At 36.9% G+C, this 22,889-nt stretch carries 23 protein-coding genes; 16 read left to right on the top strand and 7 right to left on the bottom strand.

The annotated features are described in order from the left end of the window. The first annotated feature begins 3 nt into the window (after nt 1-3). From B3I52_RS02905 to B3I52_RS02850, 12 genes are all read left to right on the top strand, one after another. Nucleotides 4-1,239, top strand: coding sequence for a cytochrome c oxidase subunit II (locus tag B3I52_RS02905; protein WP_293298495.1), 1,236 nt, complete (start codon nt 4-6; stop codon nt 1,237-1,239). A 21-nt stretch (nt 1,240-1,260) separates the two neighbouring features. After that, nucleotides 1,261-3,132 (top strand): cytochrome c oxidase subunit I, encoded by a 1,872-nt coding sequence (locus B3I52_RS02900; RefSeq protein ID WP_293298492.1) that lies wholly within the window; start codon nt 1,261-1,263, stop codon nt 3,130-3,132. A 96-nt stretch (nt 3,133-3,228) separates the two neighbouring features. Continuing rightward, on the top strand, nt 3,229-4,290 hold the full coding sequence (locus B3I52_RS02895) for a COX15/CtaA family protein (protein WP_293298489.1): 1,062 nt from the start codon (nt 3,229-3,231) through the stop codon (nt 4,288-4,290). Between the two features lie 10 nt (nt 4,291-4,300). Then, nucleotides 4,301-5,221: a heme o synthase gene (gene cyoE / locus B3I52_RS02890; protein WP_293298486.1), complete on the top strand. Its 921-nt coding sequence runs from the start codon at nt 4,301-4,303 to the stop codon at nt 5,219-5,221. A gap of 2 nt (nt 5,222-5,223) precedes the next feature. After that, the gene (locus B3I52_RS02885; protein WP_293298483.1) at nt 5,224-5,805 is read left to right on the top strand and encodes a cytochrome c oxidase subunit 3; all 582 of its coding nucleotides are present in this window, start codon (nt 5,224-5,226) and stop codon (nt 5,803-5,805) included. Between the two features lie 31 nt (nt 5,806-5,836). Continuing rightward, the gene (locus B3I52_RS02880) at nt 5,837-6,571 is read left to right on the top strand and encodes a cytochrome c oxidase subunit 3 (protein ID WP_293298480.1); all 735 of its coding nucleotides are present in this window, start codon (nt 5,837-5,839) and stop codon (nt 6,569-6,571) included. 25 nt (nt 6,572-6,596) lie between these two features. Beyond that, a complete protein-coding gene (locus B3I52_RS02875; protein ID WP_293298477.1) occupies nt 6,597-6,968 on the top strand; it encodes a cytochrome C oxidase subunit IV family protein in 372 nt (123 codons plus the stop codon). Between the two features lie 2 nt (nt 6,969-6,970). Beyond that, complete coding sequence (locus B3I52_RS02870; RefSeq protein WP_293298474.1) at nt 6,971-7,687, top strand: SCO family protein; 717 nt, start codon at nt 6,971-6,973, stop codon at nt 7,685-7,687. Nucleotides 7,688-7,717: 30 nt separating this feature from the next. After that, nucleotides 7,718-8,257, top strand: a complete 540-nt coding sequence (locus B3I52_RS02865; RefSeq protein WP_293298472.1) for a DUF420 domain-containing protein — start codon at nt 7,718-7,720, stop codon at nt 8,255-8,257. Nucleotides 8,258-8,293: 36 nt separating this feature from the next. After that, entirely contained in the window at nt 8,294-8,539 is a 246-nt protein-coding gene (locus tag B3I52_RS02860; RefSeq protein WP_293298468.1) for a hypothetical protein, read from the top strand. 75 nt (nt 8,540-8,614) lie between these two features. After that, entirely contained in the window at nt 8,615-9,277 is a 663-nt protein-coding gene (locus B3I52_RS02855) for a DUF2461 domain-containing protein (protein WP_293298466.1), read from the top strand. Between the two features lie 19 nt (nt 9,278-9,296). Beyond that, nucleotides 9,297-10,139: an OmpA/MotB family protein gene (locus B3I52_RS02850; protein ID WP_293298463.1), complete on the top strand. Its 843-nt coding sequence runs from the start codon at nt 9,297-9,299 to the stop codon at nt 10,137-10,139. 97 nt (nt 10,140-10,236) lie between these two features. Here the strand turns inward: B3I52_RS02850 and rfbC are convergent, their stop codons facing one another. From rfbC to B3I52_RS02835, 3 genes are read right to left on the bottom strand one after another with little or no spacing between them, the layout of a single operon-like run. Further along, nucleotides 10,237-10,791 carry a dTDP-4-dehydrorhamnose 3,5-epimerase gene (rfbC, locus tag B3I52_RS02845; protein WP_293298460.1) on the bottom strand — a complete coding sequence of 185 codons (555 nt, stop codon included), beginning with the start codon at nt 10,789-10,791 and terminating at the stop codon, nt 10,237-10,239. A 24-nt stretch (nt 10,792-10,815) separates the two neighbouring features. Then, on the bottom strand, nt 10,816-11,118 hold the full coding sequence (locus tag B3I52_RS02840; RefSeq protein WP_293298457.1) for a DUF4286 family protein: 303 nt from the start codon (nt 11,116-11,118) through the stop codon (nt 10,816-10,818). A 14-nt stretch (nt 11,119-11,132) separates the two neighbouring features. After that, entirely contained in the window at nt 11,133-12,941 is a 1,809-nt protein-coding gene (locus B3I52_RS02835; protein ID WP_293298455.1) for a tetratricopeptide repeat protein, read from the bottom strand. A 221-nt stretch (nt 12,942-13,162) separates the two neighbouring features. Here B3I52_RS02835 and B3I52_RS02830 point away from each other — a divergent pair, with 221 nt between their 5' ends. The 3 genes from B3I52_RS02830 (at nt 13,163) to B3I52_RS02820 (ending at nt 17,501) form a co-directional block, all read left to right on the top strand. After that, complete coding sequence (locus B3I52_RS02830) at nt 13,163-15,055, top strand: alpha/beta hydrolase family protein (RefSeq protein WP_293298452.1); 1,893 nt, start codon at nt 13,163-13,165, stop codon at nt 15,053-15,055. Nucleotides 15,056-15,058: 3 nt separating this feature from the next. Continuing rightward, complete coding sequence (locus B3I52_RS02825; protein ID WP_293298450.1) at nt 15,059-16,735, top strand: sensor histidine kinase; 1,677 nt, start codon at nt 15,059-15,061, stop codon at nt 16,733-16,735. Between the two features lie 73 nt (nt 16,736-16,808). Then, nucleotides 16,809-17,501: a response regulator transcription factor gene (locus B3I52_RS02820; protein WP_293298448.1), complete on the top strand. Its 693-nt coding sequence runs from the start codon at nt 16,809-16,811 to the stop codon at nt 17,499-17,501. A 13-nt stretch (nt 17,502-17,514) separates the two neighbouring features. On the opposite strand, the gene B3I52_RS02815 is transcribed toward B3I52_RS02820, so the two are convergent. Beyond that, complete coding sequence (locus B3I52_RS02815; RefSeq protein ID WP_293298445.1) at nt 17,515-18,408, bottom strand: hypothetical protein; 894 nt, start codon at nt 18,406-18,408, stop codon at nt 17,515-17,517. Nucleotides 18,409-18,480: 72 nt separating this feature from the next. Then, nucleotides 18,481-19,737, bottom strand: a complete 1,257-nt coding sequence (locus B3I52_RS02810) for a metallophosphoesterase (protein WP_293298443.1) — start codon at nt 19,735-19,737, stop codon at nt 18,481-18,483. Nucleotides 19,738-19,872: 135 nt separating this feature from the next. Between B3I52_RS02810 and B3I52_RS02805 the strand changes: the two genes are divergently transcribed. Continuing rightward, nucleotides 19,873-20,391, top strand: a complete 519-nt coding sequence (locus B3I52_RS02805) for a GNAT family N-acetyltransferase (protein ID WP_293298440.1) — start codon at nt 19,873-19,875, stop codon at nt 20,389-20,391. A 42-nt stretch (nt 20,392-20,433) separates the two neighbouring features. Here the strand turns inward: B3I52_RS02805 and rsgA are convergent, their stop codons facing one another. Together rsgA and accC are read right to left on the bottom strand one after the other, a co-directional pair. Next, nucleotides 20,434-21,354: a ribosome small subunit-dependent GTPase A gene (gene rsgA, locus B3I52_RS02800; protein WP_293298437.1), complete on the bottom strand. Its 921-nt coding sequence runs from the start codon at nt 21,352-21,354 to the stop codon at nt 20,434-20,436. A gap of 187 nt (nt 21,355-21,541) precedes the next feature. Further along, nucleotides 21,542-22,882: an acetyl-CoA carboxylase biotin carboxylase subunit gene (gene accC, locus B3I52_RS02795; RefSeq protein WP_293298435.1), complete on the bottom strand. Its 1,341-nt coding sequence runs from the start codon at nt 22,880-22,882 to the stop codon at nt 21,542-21,544. Between the last annotated feature and the right edge of the window lie 7 nt (nt 22,883-22,889).

The raw sequence follows: 22,889 nt of genomic DNA, 5'->3' as shown, positions 1-22,889 counted from the left end.
AAAATGAGCTTAAGAAAATTAATAGTTAATAAAACAATGGCAGCATTGGCAGCATTATTTATAATGTGCTCTAGTGTTAATGCCTTTGCTCAAGACGCCGCTACCGCTACTACCAAAGCAGTAGATATGGCCAAAGTACACAAAACGACAGCTTTTTATGTTTTGTTGTTTTTACTTTTGTGTTTGTTCATTGCAATTATAGGGAAGGCCCTAAAAGTATATGAGCTTACCCGCGAAACTCAAGATAAGCCAGAAGGAATAAATTGGAACACCATAAATGCTGTAATATTTGTGCTATTTTTAATAGTAGGATTATACGGTGTTTATTGGGAGTACTCGGTGCATGGTAAAATGATTTTGCCCGAAGCAGCATCAGAACATGGTAAGAAAATAGACGAGATGTTTAATGTAACTTTATGGGTTACCACACTTGTGTTTATTTTAACCCATATTGTGCTATTTATCTTTACTTATGTATATAGATATAATAAAAATAGAAGAGCTTATTATTATCCTCACAACAATACTATAGAGCGTATCTGGACAATTGTACCGGCTATTGTTTTAACCTACTTGGTGTTGATGGGCTTTTTTACTTGGAGATCTATTTTTTACAAAGCTGAAGACCCTAAAAATAGAGCCATTAGTATAGAGGTAACCTCATCTCAGTTTTTATGGGATATTCGCTATCCGGGACCAGATGCTGTTGTTGGTAAAAGAAACTACAAATTAACTACAGCTATCAATGGCTTAGGTATAGATTTTAATGATAAAAACAGCATTGATGACTTACTTGCTGATGAAATTGTACTTCCTGTTAACAAACCGGTGCGTTTTATTTTATCTAGTAAGGATGTTATTCATAGTTTTTATATGCCTCACTTTAGGGTACAGCTAAATACGGTACCTGGTATGACTTCTTATTTCGAATTTACCCCAACAATTACTACTGAGGAAATGAGAACTAAAACCAACGATCCGAAGTTTAACTACATTTTGTTGTGTTCTAAAATTTGTGGTACCAACCACTTTAATATGCAAAAAAATGTGAGAGTAGTTAGCGAGGGTGAATACAAAGAGTGGTTAGCAGCTCAACATCCTTATTTAACTGATGATCTGAGAAAAGCATTTAATTTACCTGTTTCTGTAGAGGCAGCACCTGCTGTTAAAGATACTACAGCAACAACTGCCGCTAAGGTAGAATTAGATGTGAAAAACCAATTAGCTTTAAAAAAATAATAATACTGGAAAAACCTTATTATGTCAACAATATCATTACACGATACACACCACGACGATCATGGACATGGCCATCACCATGAAACGTTTTTGACTAAGTATGTATTTAGTCAAGACCATAAAATGATTGCCAAGCAGTTTTTGATAACTGGTATCATCATGGCAGTTATAGCAATGCTCCTGTCTATTTTATTTAGGATACAGCTTGCTTGGCCAGACAAAAGCTTTCCTTTATTGGAAACATTTTTAGGTAAATGGGCTGAAGGAGGAAGAATTAAACCAGACTTTTTCTTGGCGTTGGTAACCATACACGGTACCATTATGGTATTCTTTGTATTAACGGCAGGCTTAAGTGGTACTTTTAGTAACCTTTTAATTCCTTTGCAAGTTGGTGCTAGAGATATGGCATCTCCATTCATGAACATGTTATCATACTGGTTCTTTTTTGTAGCTTGTGTAATCATGATGGGGTCTTTCTTTATCCAAACAGGACCCGCAAGTGCCGGATGGACCGTTTACCCACCTTTATCTGCAGTGCCTAAGGCAATGCCAGGCTCAGGTTTGGGTATGACCTTGTGGTTAATTAGTATGATCCTGTTTGTAGCATCTTCATTAATGGGTGGTATCAACTATGTGAGTACTATATTAAATATGCGTACCAAAGGTATGAGCCTTTGGAAAATGCCTTTAACTATATGGGCGTTCTTCCTTACTGCTATCTTAGGTATTTTATCTTTCCCTGTGTTAGTTGCTGGGGTAGTATTGCTAATTTTCGACCGTAGCTTTGGAACAAGTTTCTATTTGTCTGACATTGTTTTCGGAACAGAAATATTATCAAACGAAGGTGGGTCGCCAATTTTATGGCAACACTTGTTCTGGTTCTTAGGACACCCTGAGGTATATATCGTTATTATGCCTGCAATGGGACTTTCTTCTGAGATTATAGCCGTTAACTCTAGAAAGCCTATCTTCGGTTACCATGCCATGGTTTACTCGTTAATTGGTATCACTGTACTTTCACTTATCGTATGGGGCCACCACATGTTTGTAACAGGTATGAATCCGTTCTTAGGTGGTGTGTTTATGATTACTACGTTAATTATTGCGGTACCATCGGCAGTAAAAACATTTAACTGGTTAGCTACTTTATGGCGTGGAAATATCCGTTTTACCCCAGGTATGTTATTCGCAATTGGTATGGTGTCTTTCTTCATATCAGGTGGTGTTACAGGTATTTGGTTAGGTAACGCATCATTAGATATTAACTTACACGATACTTATTTCGTAGTGGCTCACTTCCACTTGGTAATGGGTGCCGCTGCTATATTTGGTATGTTGGCTGGTGTTTACCACTGGTTTCCTAAAATGTTTGGTAGAATGATGGATGTGAAGTTGGCTTACTTGCACTTTTGGGTAACCTTTATTTGTGCTTATTTGGTTTTCTTCCCATTACACTTTATAGGTTTAGATGGTGTGCCGCGTCGTTATTACGCATTTACCGAATTTGAATTTATGGATAAATGGATTACCGTAAATATTTTAGTAACATGGTCGGCAATTATTGCAGCCTTAGCACAAATTGCTTTCTTGTTTAACTTTTTCTATTCTATTTTTAAAGGTAAAAAAGCAACACAGAACCCTTGGCAAGCAAATACTTTAGAGTGGACTACACCTGTAGAACGCTTACATGGTAACTGGCCGGGCGAAATACCAACTGTTTATCGTTGGCCTTACGATTATAGTAAGCCAGGTGCCGAAGAAGATTTTATAGGTCAAAATGTTCCTTTCTCACAAACAATGAGCTCTAACTTGCCACATGATTTTGAAGGCAATGAAGAAGGCGAGCGCATACAGAGAGAATGGGAAGCTGTAAATAAGCCAGTGCAAGAATAAGCACTAAGCAAAACTTTGTAAAAAAACATGTAATAAGGTATCTGCTAAGTGTATTAACATTTACAGGTACCTTATTTTATAATCTATCAAACGTCAATGAATGCTAAATCTGAAAATAGATTTATCAGAATAAACTTAATTGCAATTATAGCTACTTTGGTAGTTATCTTGGCAGGCGGAGTGGTTCGTAGCACAGGTTCGGGAATGGGTTGCCCAGACTGGCCTAAGTGTTTCGACCAATACATCCCACCTACTTCTGCGGCTCAACTGCCAGCAGATTATGAAAGTAAGTATATAGAAGGACGCAAGAAGAAGAACGAAAATTTTGCCAAGTACTTGGAAAGTATGGGCAAGCACGAGTTGGCCGATAGTCTTAGAAAAGACAAGTCGATACTTGAGCACGAAGAGTTTAATGCAGCAAAAACCTGGACCGAATATGTTAATAGACTTACCGGGGCTGCCTTGGGCATATTGTTGCTTTTAACGGCAATATATTCTTTTGCGTATAAGCAAAAGGCAAAGCGGATAATTGTTTTAAGCTTCTTAAATATAGGGGTAACATTTTATCAAGCTTGGTTAGGCTCTATTGTGGTTTCTACTAATTTAACACAATGGGTAGTTACTATTCATATGTTGTTGGCGTTGGTAATTTTGGCCATATTAATTTATACCTATAATTACGCAAAACAGCTATATAAAGAACCTACGGTAATTATGTATCGTGTGGCGTGGTTAAAAGGCTTTTTGTTCTTTACCATCGCTATTTCTATACTTCAAATTGTAATAGGTACCGAAGTTAGAGAAGCCATTGATATGATTGCGAAATCATTGCAATACAACGGACGAAACACTTGGGTAAGCAAAGTAGGCGATATGTTTGTTTACCATAGAGATATGGCTATAATAGTTGCCATTAGTAATTTTATTGTATATAAAATGGTAATTGACCGTTTTAGCGGAAAAGCATTGCCATTAATTATGGCAAATTACTTAATGATAGTATTGGTTGTCCAAGTGCTCTCGGGACTATTATTATCCTATTTAGGAATGCCACCTTATGCACAAGCTATCCATATTTTATTTTCGATGATAATGTTTAGCGTGCAATATTATTTATACCTGTTGGTTTATAGGGCTAAAACTTATAAATCAGCATAAAGATTAAAGATTGAAACAGTTTTTTTCAGATTTTTCTAAACTTATAAAATTCAGACTAACATTCTTGGTGGTGTTTTCGGCGTCTATTACTTTTTTAATAGCACAACGAATTCAAATCTCCAGAGATATGATAGAGTGGATTAACTGGGAGAATTGGTTAATTTTGATTGTTGGCGGTTTTTTAGTTACCGGAGCGGCAAATTGTTTTAACGAGATTATAGAGGTAGATCTAGATAAGTTAATGACTAGAACTAAAGATAGACCAATGCCAGCTGGAAGAATGACTACTGGGCAAGGGTTGGTTTCTGGTTTGGTAATGGGCATAGTTGGTACTTGGTTGCTAGGTAAATTAAATCTAGAAACCGGACTTCTATCTGTTTTTTCTATTTTATTATATGCCTTTGCTTATACACCTTTAAAGCGTAAATCGCCAATTGCAGTTTTTGTTGGAGCTATACCAGGTGCCTTGCCGCCACTTATCGGTTATTTTGCAGGTTTAGGAAACGAAGGCATACAGTTTGTTTTACCTAAAGATAGTCCACAGGTTGATTTACAGATTGCGCTTATCTTATTCTTGATACAGTTTGTATGGCAGTTTCCACATTTTTGGTCAATTGCTTGGGTATTAGATGAAGATTATAATAAAGCAGGATTTAGGTTATTGCCCACAAAAAAACGGGATAAAGGCAGTGCTTTATTTACTTTTGTAAGTACGCTAATTTTAATTCCGGTGAGTTTATTGCCTACATTTTATGGGTTTGGTGGTTACTATATTGCTGGGGCGTCAATTATTTTGGGATTACTGTTCAGTTGGTATGCCTATCAACTGGTAGTGAAACAAGATTTAGCAAGTGCCAGAAAGGTAATGTTCTGCTCTTTCTTTTACATCCCATTGGTTCAGTTAATTTTATTGTTTGATTTAGTAGTATAAAGATGGTGAGTACAATACAACAAGAAGAAGAAACCTCGATTAGCCTTAAATCTAAAAAATTTGTGGTTTGGTTGTTCGTGGTATCATCAACCATTATGTTTGGTGGATGGACGAGTTATTATTTAGTTTTCATGGCCTCAAAAGGCAAAGGGCATGGCTTGGTATTACCAGAAGTTTTTACTTATAGCACAGTAGTTTTGGTAATAAGCAGCATTTGTCTTTTTCTTGCAGCAAGAGCATTAAAAAGAGGAAAGGCCAACCAACAGCGATTGTTTTTATGGATAACCTTAGTACTTGGCGTAATTTTCGGTGTCTTACAGTTTCAAGGCTGGACAAGCCTTTACCAAACCGGAGCAGTATTAGTAAATAATAATGCCGCAATTTCAATGATTTATATCATTTCTGGCTTTCACTTATTACACATTGTGGCGGGTTTGGCGTTTGTAATCAGTAGTTTGTTAGGCAACTACAACAACGTTTCGCAGGAGGTAGCCGAGTACAGACAAGACATTACCTCAATATTCTGGCATTTTATAGATATATTATGGATATATCTGTATGTTTTTTTACTTTTGAACAGTTAATTTTTTAACAAACTATTATACTAATTATTAAATGGATTCATTATCGAAATTAGACGAAGTTAAAACCACACAGTGGGCCGGTGGTCGCGAACCATGGTCGATAGAGTATGGGAAAATAATGATGTGGTTTTTCTTAGTGTCAGACGCATTTACCTTTTCATCATTCTTGATCTATTATGGTGCACAAAAGTTTGCTCAACCAACGTGGATTGACGCAGATAAAATATTTCAATCTATCCCGGGCTTAGCAGATTCTGGACAACCTCTAGTATTTGTGGGTATCATGACATTTATTTTAATCATGTCTTCGGTTACTATGGTATTGGCGGTAGAGGCCGGACACCGTAACTCGAAAAAGGAAGTGGTAAAATGGATGGTGTGGACTATTTTGGGTGGTATGGCTTTCGTAGGCTGTCAGGCTTTAGAATGGACTCACCTACATCACCTTGGTTTCTGGTTCGGTAAAAACCCAGCTACAGGCTTAACAGATCCGGCCGCTATTTCTGCCGCACTGCAACCTTATTTTACCAACGATATTTCTTATACAGCAGCCTTACAGTTCGCTAACTTATTCTTTACCATTACAGGTTTTCACGGTTTTCACGTAACCATTGGTATTATTTTAAACATCATTATTTTATGTATGGTGTTAAACAATACCTTCCAAAAAAGAGGAAGCTACTTAATGATTGAAAAAGTTGGTTTATACTGGCACTTTGTAGATTTAGTGTGGGTATTCGTATTTACCTTCTTCTATTTGATTTAATTACAGATAATATTTATTTAAGATAATGGCACATCACGATCATACATTAGATGCTCACGCACATGGCGAAGGCATGGGAGTTAAGCGCATTTGGCAAGTATTTGGTATTCTTTTATTTATTACGGCCATAGAGTTTTTAGTGGCTTTGGGCTTTGTACACCATTGGCAAATAGTAACTAAAGGACCAGCACTTTATGCATTTTACGTTGTACTTACTTTAATTAAAGCATACTACATCGTTGCATTCTTTATGCACTTAAAATTTGAAAAAAAGAGCTTTATTATTACTTGTTCAATAGTGTTTATATTTATTGTTTATTTCATTGTATTGATGTTGATAGAAGGAGATTTCTTGTCAACACACCTTCATGAGCATCCGATATATCCAAACAAATAATAATGAACGCAAGTTCTAATAATAAAAAGATTTATAAAATATTAATCCTGGCAACGATATTACTCGTGCCAGGATTTTTATATTATTTACTACAGGATCAGGGTAAAAACAGGTACAGGCCATTGCCTTTTTTTGGGCCTAAAACGCTTTCTGGAACTTTTCATTCTGTAAAAGGGAAAAAAGTTGCAGATACCATTTACCACATAGTTGATCATTTTGAGCTTCAAAACCAAAATGGCGATACAGTAACCTTAGCAAGCTGGCAAGGGAAAGTAGTGGTATTAAACCTCTTCTACACCAATGTTAAATCTGAAGGTGCTAAAATGGCAATTAAAACCATGCAAGGGTTTAATAAACTATATCAAAAAAATACAATGGTACATTTGGCCAGCGTAAGTGTTGACGAATTAGACGACCAAGCTACATTAGCTGCATTTTCGAAACAGATAAATGCAGCACCCAATAAATGGGATTTATTGTCGGGAGACACCACTATGATTAATAAGCTGGTAAAACACTCGCTTTTACTCGATGCCATAAACCAAAGCACAGCTACCGAACGTAAGATTATTTACAGTGATAAAATAGTATTGTTAGATACGAAGCATAGGATTAGAGGGTTTTATGAAGCAAGCAATAAAGAAGCACTTTCTAAACTTGATGATGAGATTAAGGTTTTAATTGCCGAAGAGCTGAGAAATATAAAAGACGGAAGATAATTAGGACGTAAGCAATCAACATTAATGCAAATGAAAAACGCAGTAGAACAGAAATATAATAAATGGATTTGGATACTTTCGATAACAATTCCTTTAGTAGTAGCGGCCTTATTTGGCGTTAATTTAAGAAAGTTAGGTTACGATGTTGAGCCTTTAGGTTTCCTGCCTCCGATATATGCCTCTATAAATGGTTTAACTGCCATAGTTCTTGTTACTGCATTTTGGGCTATTAAAAATGGTAAACGTTCGTTGCACGAGGGGTTAATGAAGTTTGCTGTTGTTTTGTCGGTATTGTTTTTAGGGATGTACGTGGCTTACCACATGACATCAGATTCTACCAAATTTGGCGGTGAAGGAGCTATCAGATATGCTTATTACTTCATACTCATTACACATATTTGCCTCTCTATTGTAATTATTCCCTTGGTGTTGGTTACCTATGTTAGGGCATTGGCGCAACGGTTTGACAAACATCGTAAAATCGCCAAAATTGCCTTTCCATTGTGGTTGTATGTAGCCGTAACGGGCGTGGTAGTTTATCTCATGATATCGCCATATTATACACATTAAATTGTAAATAGCTATTAAGTAACTTACCTTTATACAATGAAAAAAGTATTGGCCATATTGCTTTTCTTTACCATAATGGTAGCTATGCAGCCCAAAGCACAAGCCCAATGTTCTATGTGTTCTGCAAATGCCGAGATGTCGGTAAAAAATGGAAACACCCAAGGTACAGGTTTAAATACGGGTATTTTATATTTGTTGGCTATTCCTTACTTGTTATTTACATGTGTAGGTGCGCTATGGTACCTAAAATACCGTAAAAAAAATACGACCAAAGTAGCCTAATTGCAAATCTCAGTTTTTTATTAAAAGATATATTATTGCTACATTGGCTAAAATTGCCATTTGTAAGATTTTGTTATGCTTAAAAAATCAACATTCGATTTTCTTAGAGAATTGACAGCAAATAATAATAGGGAATGGTTTGCAAAAAACAAACATTTGTACGAAAACGCCAAGAACGATTTATTTACGTTTATTGCACCATTAATTAAGGAGTTTTCGGCTATAGATCCATCTTTTTCTGCAGATACAGCGCCCAAGAAATGTTTGTTGAGGATTTATAGGGATATCCGCTTTAGCCCTAATAAAGCACCATACAAGAAAAACTATGGAATAGCTTTTGACGTAAAAGGTTATGGTCCAACTACTCCAAGTTACTACCTGCATCTAGAACCCGGGAATTGTTTTTTTGGCGCAGGTTTTTGGATGCCCGAAAGCAAGGTTCTTAAAAGCATAAGAGAAGAATTAGACTATAGCGGCGAAGAATTTTTAACGATAATAAACGATAAAACATATCGAGCTGTTTTTTCGCTAAGCACCGAAGATACGTTGAAGAAAGCACCAAAAGGCTACGAAATTGATCATCCGATGATTGATTACCTAAAACTGAAAAGCTTTATTTCTATCTATCCTTTAAATGAAAAAGAATTTTATGAAAAAAATATCGTTGAAAAGTTGGTGAATGCTTTTAAAACTATTCAGCCTTTCATCTTATTTTTGCGTAAAGCAGTTAATCATTAAATAAAAATTAGACACACACATGAAGAAATTCAACCTTTTTATAGCATTATTCTTATTGGCAGCCACATTAAGCTCTTGCGTGGTGCTTTCTACAAAGCGCTATAAATCTCTTTTGGCTAAGCAAGATTCATTAAATATGGGCTGGAACGAATCGCAGTTGAACAATGAAAGCTTAGCGCAACGTATTAAACGTTTACAAGCAGATACCGCCGAGTTGAATAGTAAATTGGCTGTGCTTAACGAAAGATATAGCGACTTAGATGCAAATTATACAAAACTGAGAAGTAATAGCTCTTCGGAAATTAATAAGTTAACTGGCGATTTGGCTAAAAGAGAGCAACGCCTAAAAGAAGTAGAAGAAGTGTTGCGTAAACGCGATGAGGCTACCAATAAGTTAAGAGAAAAATTACAAGAGGCATTGTTGGGCTTTACAAAAAGTGGCTTAACTGTTGAGGTAAAAGACGGTAAAGTTTATGTTTCGTTAACTGATAAGCTGTTGTTTCCATCGGGAAGTATCATTATTGATGAAAAAGGCAAGCAAGCCTTAACGCAATTGGCACAGGTTTTAAAGCAACAGCCCGATATTAATATTGCAGTAGAAGGCCATACCGATTCGCAACGTATTAGCAATTTAGGACAAATTAAAGATAACTGGGATTTAAGTGTATTGCGTTCTACCTCGGTAGTTCGTTTTTTAACAGATGAACAAAAAGTAGAGAGCGTAAGAATGACAGCTACCGGAAAAGGGGAGTTTCAGCCTTTGGCAGATAATGCTAACGCAGATGGAAGAAGTAAAAACCGTAGAATTGAAATTGTGCTTTCGCCAAAATTGGATGAACTGTATAATTTGATTAAGCAGTAATTGCGCCATCATTTCGACGAGGAACGAGGAGAAGTCTGTGAATTAGAAGTGCTTAGTTCATAGATTTCTCACATACGTTCGATGGCGGTACAATTATTTAAAACGGAGATTTTAATGAGCTAAAATCGTTTAGTACCAGATCTTTATCCGATAGTAAAAACTCGCTGGGGTCTAAGTAAGCTGCCCAATCAATATTTAATATGGGGTCGTTCCAAATTACACCAATTTCCGAATCTTTGTCATAATAATTGGTTACCTTGTAGGTAAAAATGGTATCATCTGTTAAGGTTAAAAAGCCATGCAAAAAGCCTGGGGGTACCCAAAGTTGCTTATGGTTTTCGCCGCTTAACTCCACCGCAAAATGTTGCCCGTAAGTGGCGGAGTTCTTTCTAATATCAACAACAATATCTACCACAGCGCCTTGTATTACCCTAACTAATTTACCTTGCGCAAATGGCGCTGCTTGTGCATGTAGCCCCCTTAATGTCCCTTTTTGCGAAAAAGATTGATTGTCTTGCACAAAGGTTGCGTTAATACCAGCTTCGGCAAAGGCTTTCTGGCTAAAACTTTCGTAAAAATAACCTCTGCTGTCTTTCCATAATTTAGGTTCTATTACAAAAAGGTCTTTTATTGGCGTGGCGGTAAAAGTCATTGTGTTTTTTTATCGTGATAGAATTTATCCTACAAATTCCATTAATGTACTAAACGAAACCAATTGATTTGGATATTTAGTGTACATTTCGGCCGTAAATTGCTGTTCGTGCAAATTTCTAAATTCTTCATGTTTAGCTTCGTTTTCCGAAATAAACTGCACACAATAGCTTAGGCCTTCGTTTGGCGAATCCATAATCTTTAAAAGTCGGTAAGAAACAAAACAGTCTGTTGCCATCACCGTTGGGATTTGCGTTGTTTTCATCCATTGTAGCCAATCGGCAGCAATGGGTTCTTCCATAATTACGGTTACGTTGTATAATAACATGTTGCAAAGATACATTAAGTACCTGTATTATCTCCGCGGATATTCCGATATCTTTTTCTGGCTTCGGTGGTAAGCATGCTGCCCGGAAAATCGGTAATTAATTGTTGGTACAGCTTTCTAGCCTCAACGGTATTGTTCAGTTTGTGCTCGTATAAACCGGCCAATATAAAAATGGCATCATCTATCCAAATACTATTAGTGTAGGTAACAATTAGCTGCTTTAAGTTTTCTTCGGCTTTAACGAAATCATTTTCTTTGATAAAAATCTTAGCCTTGGCCATTAAAATATCATCGGCTAAGCTATTGTTTGGAAAAGTAATGGAAATGCTGTCTAATTTTTTTAACGCTCCTATAGGATTGTTAACAAACTGGAGCATCTCGGCATCGGCATACATCATTAGAGCTAAACTGTCGTTTTTGGTTTGTAGATTGTCAGAAATTAGTAGGCTAAGATTAATGGCATCGTTGGCCATTAACTGCGAAGTAGAGGCTTTTAGCACATCGGCTTGCGATTTTGCAAATTTAAAGTTACCCTGGTAAAACGATAGCCTTGCCGAACGGAAACGGGCATCGCTGGCAATTGACAAATTTTCATATTGTTTGGCCACCTGTTCGTAAATAAGTACGGCTTCCCAAGGCTGTTTATTTAAAACATAAATGTCGCCTAAATCTATTTTTAACTGTCCAATTTCTGTAGCGGGCAAGCCTGTAATTTTTAAAGCCTGTTCTAAGGTTTTTTCGGCTTCGGGCAAATTATTTAGGTAATAAGCTTGTAGATAAGATAGCTTTTTTAACGCAAACACAGTTTGTCCGCTAATCCCATATTCGGCAATTACTTGAGAAAATTCGTCGGCCAATGCTTTAATGGCTATTTGATCTATTTTACCTTGCATGGCCAATTCATACTTAGTATTAATTAGCTGTATTTTAGCAGGAAGGTAAAGCTCATGTGTTGGACCTTTGGCCAGCAGGTATTCATAAGCTTTAACCGCCGTAGCAAATGCCTTGTTGGCAACAAAAGTATTGGCAGTATTAAAAACCAAATTTGCAGTAGTTTTGGTACGGCGGTCTTGTGCTATGAGTTGGCGTAGGGCCATTTCGTATTCTTGCTGCTGTATGTATTGCCAAATTAATAATTCGGTAAATAGTTCGTTTTGGGGTTCTTTCTGTATTTTTTTTAACAATGCAAATTGTAGCAGCTGATAATCGTTATTGGTGTCGAACAAATTGGCCAATACACTTTGTGCTTGAGACATTAACTGAGGATGAACGGACAAGGCGTTAAGGTATTCGTTAATTAAGGCGGGCTTGTCTTTCCTAAAACGATAGATGCTTAATAGTTCGAAAGTAAAAAGCTGTTCGTCTCCCAAAATTTTCCTGCCCTGTAAAAAGGCATTTGCCGCCATATCGTAAGCCTCAAATCTATAGAAAGAATTGGCCAGCTCCCTAAACTGAAATTCGTTTTTAGGTGCGCTTTGTATGGCAGCAGTGTAAATTTTATTGGCTTCGGCAGTTTTACCATTTTCCTGATAAACTCTGCCCAATGCAATCTGATAGTTTAGTTTTTGAGGGAATTGCCTCATTAGTTTTTTTACTAGAGTTTCCGCTTCGTCATACTTTTTTATTTTAAGCAACGAAGTGTAATAAAGCTCAAAGTAGCTGTCGTTTCTTGTTTTGTTAAAGATTTTTTCAAGCAATAACGCCGCCTTTTCGTAATCGGCTTGTTGGTAGTATTGATAGGCCAAAGCCTCATCAACCTGCTCTTGGGCCTTAAGTTTAACAACTAAGCAACAAATGAGAATAAGAAATAAAAAACGGTTCATTATTGTTCTTTCACTAATTGTTAAAATTAAAATTTTTAAAGTATAATTAGGTAGCTAATATAAAATAACGCTTTGCTGGTAAACTGTATTTTAAATGTTACGCTAGTTTTTTTTACTAAGTGCCAAAATTTTGTTTTATTTAGATGTTAACTATTTAAAGTAAGTAACAATGTTAATGCTTATAACATAGCCATAAGAGCGTTATGTAATTTTGTGATATAATGATTGGAGTGAGAAAATACGTATGGTTGTTGGTAACGGTGGCGTGCTTTGCCTGTAATAAGGAACAGAAAGTAAGGGAAATACCTGTTAACGATTTTTTTAAAACACAGGATAAGGCAATTTATCGATTATCGCCTAATGGCAAATACCTTTCTTACCTTACAATTATAGATAAAAACCAATATTTAATAGTGGAAGATTTAGAGCATGGCACCCAGACCAAGATTTCAAAGCTCGAAGAACGTAACATTAGTTTTTATTATTGGGTAAGTAACCAAGAAATTCTTTACTACAAAGAAAAAGAAGGCAGTAGGTTTCAAACAGATTTGTACATTGTGAACAAGGATGGTACCGACGAACGTCTTTTAAATGCAGATGCAAAGAGTAAAATTAGGCTGTTAGAAGATCAATTGATAGACGATAAGTTTTTGTTGGTAACTAGCAATAAAAGAGATTCTACCATTTTTGACGTTTACCGATTAAATGTGAGAGACGGTAAAATGACTATTGCCGCAAAAAATCCGGGTAATTTTACCAATTGGCTTACCGATAGCAAAGGTAAATTACGTATGGCCATTTCTACCGACGGAGTAAACGAATCTGTTTGGTATAGGGAAAACGAAAATAAACCGTTCCAGAAAATTATTACCAATAATTTTAAAACTACACTACAACCAGTTGCTTTTGCTGAGCAAGACCCAAATACGTTTTATGCCATTTCTAATGTAAATAGAGATAAAAATGCTTTAGTAGAGATAGATTGTACCAATGGTAAAGAGAAAAGTGTACTATTTAGTAATGATACCCTAAATGTAGTAGAGGCACAATATTCTAAACGCCGTGGCAAAATGGATTTTGTGATCTATGAAACATGGAAAAAAGAGAAGCACTACCTCGATGAAGAATCTAAAAAACTTTACCACAAACTCGAAAAGTTAATTCCAGAAGCCGAATCTAGAATTATCCATCAAGACAAGAACGAACAGCTTTTTATCATTCGAACTTTTACCGGCCGTAGTCCAGGAGCTTACTATTTGTACTATGCCAAAAATAATTCTTTAAAGAAGCTGAGCGATATCAACTCTTCGATAAAAGAAGAAGAAATGTGCGAAATGAAACCCATTAGTTACATCACGGCCGATGGTTTTAAAATTAATGGTTATCTCACGTTACCTTTGGGCGTAAAACCTAAAAACCTTCCAGTGGTGGTAATGCCACATAACGGGCCAGGCCAGCGTAACGTATGGGGCTTTAATGCCGATGTGCAATTTTTAGCAAATAGAGGCTATGCGGTATTACAGGTAAACTACCGTGGATCTACAGGTTATGGGAAAGAGTTTTACGCTGCCGGATTTAAGGAGTGGGGACTAAAAATACAGCAAGATGTAGATGCCGGTGTAAAATGGCTTATCGACCAGAAAATAGCCGACCCACAAAGGGTAGCCATTTACGGTAATGGTTTTGGTGGACTAATTGCCATAAATAATGCAATTGCTAATTCAAAAATGTATAAATGCGCTGCAGCCAATACCGGCATACTTAATCTTTTTAGCTACCTTAAAGCCATTCCGCCTTTTTTAACCTCTAAGCTACAGATGTATTACGAAGTGGTTGGAAACCCAGATAAAGATGCGGAGTATATGCGACAAGCTTCGCCAGTATTCCATGCAGGTAAAGTTAAAATCCCTTTGTTTATAACTCAAAACCCTAAAGACCCACGTATTAATGGCAATGATGCGGTGCAGTTTGTTAAAGAGTTGAAAAAATTAGGCAAGCCCGTAACTTATTTAGAAAAGGAAGACAGCAGATCGGTACTCAATAGAGAAGAAGCAAGAAAAAAATCTTATGCAGCTTTAGAACTGTTTTTACTAGAAAACTTAAATAAGCGCTAAGCTATGGCTATACCATCTGTTAAAGAGAGCGGCTATCGCAAAAATTTCTCCTTAATTGCTACATTTATAGGCTTAATTTCTGTGCTGTTTATTCTATCGCTTTTCTTAGCTTTTACTTTCAGTAAGAAAAAAATTGAAGGCGATTTTATTTCTGCAAAAACAAATGTATTGGAAGAAAGTATTAAGCCGTATAACGATTTTTTCCTCAACAAACTTCCAGAAATTTCTTATTACAATGGCTATTTAGATTCTGGTACAGCAGCAAAATTTGTAGATACCATTTTGCTCAAATATCCATTTGTAAAACGAGTGGTTTTTTTTGATGCCCAAATTCGCAACGAAAGATATGAAGAAAACGGCTTAAATGTGGGCAGTTTTTCTGCGGGCATGAAAAGTGTATATCAATTTGGACCTTATGTTTCTAGCGATTCTGTGAAGATTTTTGGCCCAAACTCCGTTATAAACAATACTACGCTAGAAAACTTTAATGAACTGGCCTTAAAGCTTTACACTTTTATCCATAAGCTAGATACCACTAAAATGCCTACGCAAGAAGATTTGTTCAGCAATTTTTCAAATATCAAGCCCAATAGGATAGATTATTTTAATATTCCCCGTTTCGAAGATTTAAAGGTTTACAGGCAGATGATCACCAAGAAGCTGCCTTCAGAACCTGTTTACCAGCAAGACATGCTCTCTTTTGAGCTCGATCCTTCTAAGATAAAGATCAGAAATAATAGGCCATTGCTTTACCAATCTGTAAGAATAGAGCCGGTAACTTACGATCCGTTAGAAACTTCTTCGGAATATGAAACTGGCGAAATTACCTTGGGCGGTCCCTTTTCTGCATACAAGTTGTATTTTATATCTTCCAAATCTTTCATAAAAAAAGAAATACTTAGCTACTTTTTTCCTATTGCAGCATTAATACTCATATTTTATGCCTTGTTGTTGTTAGTAGCGTTCTTAATTTATAGAAACCTGAACATTAACCATAAAATGTTTAAGCTACAATACGATTTTCTTACCAACCTAACACATGAATTTAAAACGCCTGTAAGTGTAATTAAAATTGCGGGCAACAATATCAAAAGTGCCACATCTATTACACCGCGTGAGCAAAAACTTTACGGTAAAATTCTAGATGAGGAAGCCGATAAGCTAAACGGGTTGATGAATAAACTGTTGGCATTTACACAAATTGAAAATAAGGCCATCAAACTAAACGAAGATAGAATAAACATTAAGGAATTTATAGAAAGCACCATTGATGTTCACCAGTTAAAATACCCAGATTTTAAGCTTAGTTACGAAATCAGCAATTTAACACATTTTATTACAGATCCGGTTTTGTTGGGCAGCTTGTTCGATAACCTGGTAGAGAATGCTTATAAATATTCTCCGCCCGATAGGAAACAGTTGCACATTACCGCTAGGCTAATAAAAGATAAAATTGTACTGCGCTTTAAAGATGCAGGCATAGGCATACCACCTTCAGAAATAAACAATATCTTTAGAAAATTTTATCGTGTACAAAACCAATACAACCAAGCAGGAAGTGTGGGTTTGGGCTTGGCTTTTTGCAAAGAACTTGTTAATTTTATGAAAGGCGAAATTACGGTGCACAGCATTGTAAATAAAGGAACCGAGTTTAAAATTGTACTGCCCTATATTAATTGAAATGCTGTAATGTTATAGAGTTGTGGGTCAACCTTACAACTTTTAATTTGCCCATATTAAAACAATAAAAGTTATGTCAAAAGATATCAAAATATTAATTGTAGAAGATGATGAAAACCTACGTTTTTTAGCAGTTATGCGTTTAAAAAGCGAGGGCTACCAGGTATTGGAGGCAGCAGATGGTATTAGTGCCGAACAGATTATTCTTGCAGAAAAACCAGAGATTGTGCTGCTAGATTGGATGTTGCCGGGCAAAGAAGGCTCTGAAGTTTGCGAGGAAGTGCGTAAACAGGGATTTGAAGGTTTGGTAATTATGATGACCGCCAAAGCACAGGACGTAGATAAAATTGATGCTTATCAATTTGGTGCGTCTGATTATGTAACCAAGCCATTTAACATGGATGTTTTGATGGCCATGTTAGAAAGCAAGGTGAAATTTCTCCTCAATGCAGACAAATCCGAAATACATAGGTTTGGCAATATGGAGCATCATCCGAATGTACATACACTTTTTAAAGATGGCAAGAAAATTGAATTAACAATACTAGAAAATAGGATTTTGCTTTATTTCTTGCGCAACCCTAACCAAGTAATTAGCCGTGAAGATTTGATGCTGGAAGTTTGGGGCTACAACTCTGATGTAAACACACGTACTTTAGATATGCACATTGTGCGTTTACGCAAGAAGATTGAAAATAATCCGGATAATCCACAACTATTACAAACCGTAAGGGGTATAGGTTACAGATTTAATGTAGGAAGCTAGTTGTTTAGAGCGTTTATAAGGCAACACCTCCCAACCAAGCGCACAATACTAATATAAGATACTGTAAAAGCATGGTGCCATCTAAATAAAAGAAATAATAATATTCATTTCTTTTAATATTTGATTTGAAAATTAACCATCCTGTTAATAAAATAGTTAATCCAATGCCAATTACATCTATATTAATGGTTTGGGTAAACAAGATTAACAGTACAAGATAAGCTACCAATAATGCCTGGCAAAAAATCCAGGCTTTTTTTTCGCCCAGCATTACCGGAATTGTTTTTAGTTCGTACAATTTGTCCTGAAACAAGTCTCTAATATCAAAAGGTACGGTAATGGCACAGATGAATAAAAATCGCTTTGCTATCAATAATACAGTTTCGCTTAAGGGAACTACAATTTGATGCGTACTCTCTAATTCTACAATGGGTAATAACACACAACTGATAGCCCATACAAAAGAGATTAGAAAAAGCTTAATACCCGGAATATTTCTTAGCCCTATTTTTTTATTATTGATACTTAGAAAGGGCAAATTGTAGGCAATGGAAATAATGCCGATGAATGCCATGAGCAATTTAGCCTCGAAACTAAGGTATAGCAGGCCTAGGGGGATAATGCAGAGTATAGCAATTAAGGTGATGGATATGGTTAGCCTATGGTGCGAAAAAATCCACCTCACCCTTTTAAAAGGAGATTTTTGTGGCTCTTTTGGCTTAGAGAGCAACATGCTTAGGTTATAAACCAATAAAGTAGAGCAAAAAACAAAGGCCAATACATAGTTGCTTGGCTGGGCATTTAGCAAATGGTAGGTAACTAAAGCTTGGGCAACGGCACAAACGGCAATAAACAAATTGCTAAACAGTAAAAAATCGAGGATAGTTAAACCTAGTTTTTTGAGCATTTATTTCGGTTACGAGTTACATGTGGTAGGCTAAAGTCACGAAACAAATTTTAACTTATAACCTACAATTTATTAAGTTCTACTTAACGTAAATATCGTAATTTCTGGCAATATACCTACACGTCCCGGGTATCCTAAAAAGCCATAGCCTACATTAACATATAATTGTTGATGTTGTTCTTGGTATAAACCAGCCCATTCTTTATAAATATATTGTACTGGGCTCCATTGCATGTCTTTTAACCTTACCCCAAATTGCATACCGTGGGTATGGCCGCTAAACATGGCATCTATTTCTGGGTATTTTTGTAATATTTCGCCTCGCCAATGAGATGGATCATGAGAAAGCAGTAGTTTTATCGGTAAATCTTCGGTGTTTTGCGTAGCTAGTTCCATTTTCCCGTATTTTGGAAATCGGCCCATGCCCCAGTTTTCTACACCCAGAATGCCAATTTCTTCACCATCTACTTTAAGCCTGCGGTTTTCGTTCATTAACAGCTCCCAACCCATAATTTTATGCGAAGCAATCATGTCTTGTAGGTTTTTTACCTTAGCGGGAGAAGTGCCTTTGCCAAAATGATACTCGCCATAATCGTGGTTGCCCAATACCGAGTAAACGCCTAAAGGAGCGCTAAGCTTGCTAAAAATATCTTGGTAGTCTTTCAGTTCGCTGGTAAGGTTGTTCACCAAATCGCCTGTAAAGAGAATAAAATCTGGTTTTTCTGCCAGTAACATTTCCACGCCGCCCTTTACGGCTGTTTTATTATAAAAACTTCCCGAGTGGATGTCCGAAACCTGTGCAAAGGTAATGCCATCAAAAGCTTTGGGTAAGTTGGGCAGCTTTAAGTTAACTCGTCTAATTTGATAGTCGTAAGCACCAGAAATAATGCCCCAACTTAAGGAGCTTAGCGGTATGGCACCAGTAATTAAACCCGCTTTTACTAAAAAAGACGACCTGCTAATAGGTTCGCCCACGTTAATGGTGTTAGCCGCTTGTTCGGCTTTAACAGCGTCTTTTTTTTGGAAGATTTTAATGGCTAAACGTCTTAAATCGTCTATCAATAAAAAGGGGAACATGGCCATTTTTCCAATACTAGTTAAGAAAAAAGCCACTAGGATAACAGCTCTAGCAGTTAAAAATAAGTTGAGATAAATGGCACAAAAAACACCAATAATTAAAGAGATGCTTACGGTCCACCAGGCTTTTTTGAAAAATTGTTTAGTACTGCTTTTCCAATTTTTAAAAACGGCCAGAATAGCGTGATAGCAGTAAAAATCTAGTAAAATGACAATGAAGCAAAGTATCGTTAAAAGTGTAGTTCTTCCCATGTGGATATAAAGTTAAGGAGATGTTTTTGTTAAAAGCAAGTGTTGTTAGGTTTTATATAGTAAAATGATTTTTAGATGGTTTGGTTTTGCAAAAGACATTAAAAAAAACCATTTTACATCTTAAATTTTAAGTTGATGAAAAACGCTATACAAGTAGCCAATAGTACGCCCGAAGACATCACTATCATTTTTGAGTTTTATGATTTGGCTATCGAACACCAAAAGAAAGTATCGCCTAAGCAATGGCAAGGTTTCGATAGTGAGCTGATAAAAGAGGAAATTGCCGATGGCCGACAGTATAAAATCTTGGTGGATGGAAATGTAGCTGCAATTTTTGCAGTAACTTATAAAGATCCGCAAATTTGGCTAGGTAAAGATGGAGAGGCAGCAGTTTATATTCATCGTATTGTAACCCATCCCAATTATCGTGGTTATGGTTTTGTAAAAGTAATCATCGATTGGGCAAAAGAATATCGTAAAACTAAACCGTTAGATTACATACGTATGGATACTTGGGCAGATAACGAACGTTTATTGAAATATTATACCGGTTGCGGTTTTAATCATGTAGGAGAAATTAAAATAGCAGCAAATAGCGGCTTGCCTAAACACTACGAAGGAATTACGTTGAACTTGTTTGAGATAAAGCTGTAATTGTGCTATTTGATTAACCGATAACTTGCCACTGAAAACTGCCTAAGCTCTTGTATCGTTTCCGAAATAAATACTTTGGTAACTGTCGTAGCGAGATGGTTCAATTTCGCCTTCTTCTAGCGCCTTAATTACGGCACAACCAGGTTCGTTAATATGCCTACAATCGTTAAACTTACATTGGTTTAGCCTATCCCTCATTTCTACAAAATAGTGGCTTAGCTCTTCTTTTTCAATGTCAACAATGCCCAGTTCTCTAATGCCTGGCGTATCTACCAAATAACCACCAAAAGGTAAGTGGTGCATTTCTGCAAACGTAGTAGTGTGTTGCCCTTTATCGCTCCACTCGCTTACTTCGCCAGTTTTTAATTCGAAGTCTGGTAAAATGGCATTAATTAAGCTCGATTTTCCTACGCCAGAATGTCCAGAAAATAAAGTAGTTTTATCTTTAAGCAGTGCTTCGATTTGTGAAATATTAGTGCCCTCTAATGCCGAAACTTCGTAACAAGGATAGCCAATGTTTTCGTAAATAGCTTTGTAATCTGCCAGTATGGCCAAACCATCTTGGTTATAAAGGTCTAATTTATTGAAAACTAACGAAGTTGGAATATCGTAAGCCTCGGCAACTACCAAAAATCGGTCAATAAAGCCTAAAGAGGTGCGGGGAGAAGCCAAGGTAACAATGAGAAAAGCTTGGTCTAAATTTGCTGCAATAATTTGCGATTGCTTGCTCAGGTTAATCGATTTGCGGATGATGTAGTTTTTACGGTCGTGGAAATGATTAATTACACCAGTGTCTGCATTGGGTTCTAATTCAAAATCTACTTGGTCGCCAACCGCAATAGGATTGGTGGTTTGTATGCCTTTAATCCTAAACTTGCCTTTAATTCGGCAGGCGTAAGTGCTGCCATCTTCGGCAAATACTTGGTACCAACTCCCTGTAGATTTAATAACTAATCCCTGCATATTTTGGGTAAAGGTACGTTTTTGAGATTGAAGTGTGAATATTTTCCTCCCTCTTTATTCTCCCTCCAAAGGGAGGCACAAGGTGCTTATGCAATTTGCATATCCTCCTCTCGAGGGGGCAGGCGGAGGAATTAAAAAGAAAATGCCCCAACAATTTGTCGAGGCATTCGCTAAAATTTTAATATTGCTATTCTGAGAAATCAAAAGTTTCCATAAACTTAGTGGTAAAATTACCAGCTCTAAAGTTAGGGTCTTTCATCAACTTCAAGTGGAACGGAATGGTAGTTTTAATACCTTCAATTACAAATTCGCTTAAAGCACGCTCCATGGTGCAAATTGCCTCTTCTCTGGTTTGTGCCACACAAATAAGTTTGGCAATCATCGAATCGTAGTTGGGTGGAATTTGATAACCTGCATAAACATGTGTATCTACACGTACACCGTGGCCACCTGGCGAATGGAAATTAGTAATTTTGCCTGGTGAAGGACGGAAGTTGTTAAACGGATCTTCTGCATTGATGCGGCACTCAATAGCGTGCATATCTGGCATATAGTTTTTGCCAGAAATTGGAATGCCTGCAGCCACTTTAATTTGCTCTTTAATTAAATCGAAGTTAATTACCTCTTCGGTAACCGGATGCTCTACTTGGATACGGGTATTCATTTCCATGAAGTAGAAATTACGGTGTTTATCTACCAAAAACTCGATAGTTCCAGCACCTTCGTAATTTACTGCTAAAGCGCCTTTAATGGCAGCTTCGCCCATTTTCTCACGCAACTCATCAGTCATAAATGGAGAAGGCGCTTCTTCTACTAATTTTTGGTGACGACGTTGGATAGAACAATCTCTTTCTGATAAATGGCAGGCTTTGCCAAATTGGTCGCCAATAATTTGAATTTCAATGTGGCGGGGATCTTCGATATACTTTTCTAGATAAAGGCCATCGTTACCAAAAGCGGCACCCGATTCCTGACGGGCACTGTCCCAAGCATTTTCAAACTCTTCATCTTTCCACACTACACGCATACCACGGCCACCACCACCAGCAGTAGCTTTCAAAATTACCGGATAGCCCATGTCGTTGGCTAATTTAATGCCTTCAGCTACGCTGGTCAATAAGCCTTCAGAACCCGGGATGGTTGGTACACCTGCTTTTTTCATCGTCTCTTTGGCCGATGATTTATCGCCCATGCCGTTGATTTGCTCTGGTGTAGCACCAATAAATTTAATTCCGTAATCACGGCAAACCGAAGAAAACTTAGCGTTTTCTGATAAAAAACCGTAACCTGGATGTATGGCGTCTGCATTAGTTAGTTCTGCTGCAGATATAATGTTGGGGATACTTAAATAAGAGTCTTTGCTTGGCGGTGGGCCAATGCAAACAGCCTCGTCGGCAAAACGCACGTGTAAGCTCTCTCTATCTGCTGTAGAGTAAACAGCCACGGTTTTAATGCCCATTTCCTTACAGGTACGTATAATGCGCAAAGCGATTTCGCCCCTGTTGGCAATTAATATTTTTTTAAACATAATTTCT

Source organism: Pedobacter sp. UBA4863 (genome assembly GCF_002399615.1).
Classification (GTDB): Bacteria; Bacteroidota; Bacteroidia; order Sphingobacteriales; family Sphingobacteriaceae; genus Pedobacter.
The sequence above is the reverse complement of the archived record's forward strand: the minus strand, read 5'-3'. Positions and strand labels throughout refer to the sequence as shown.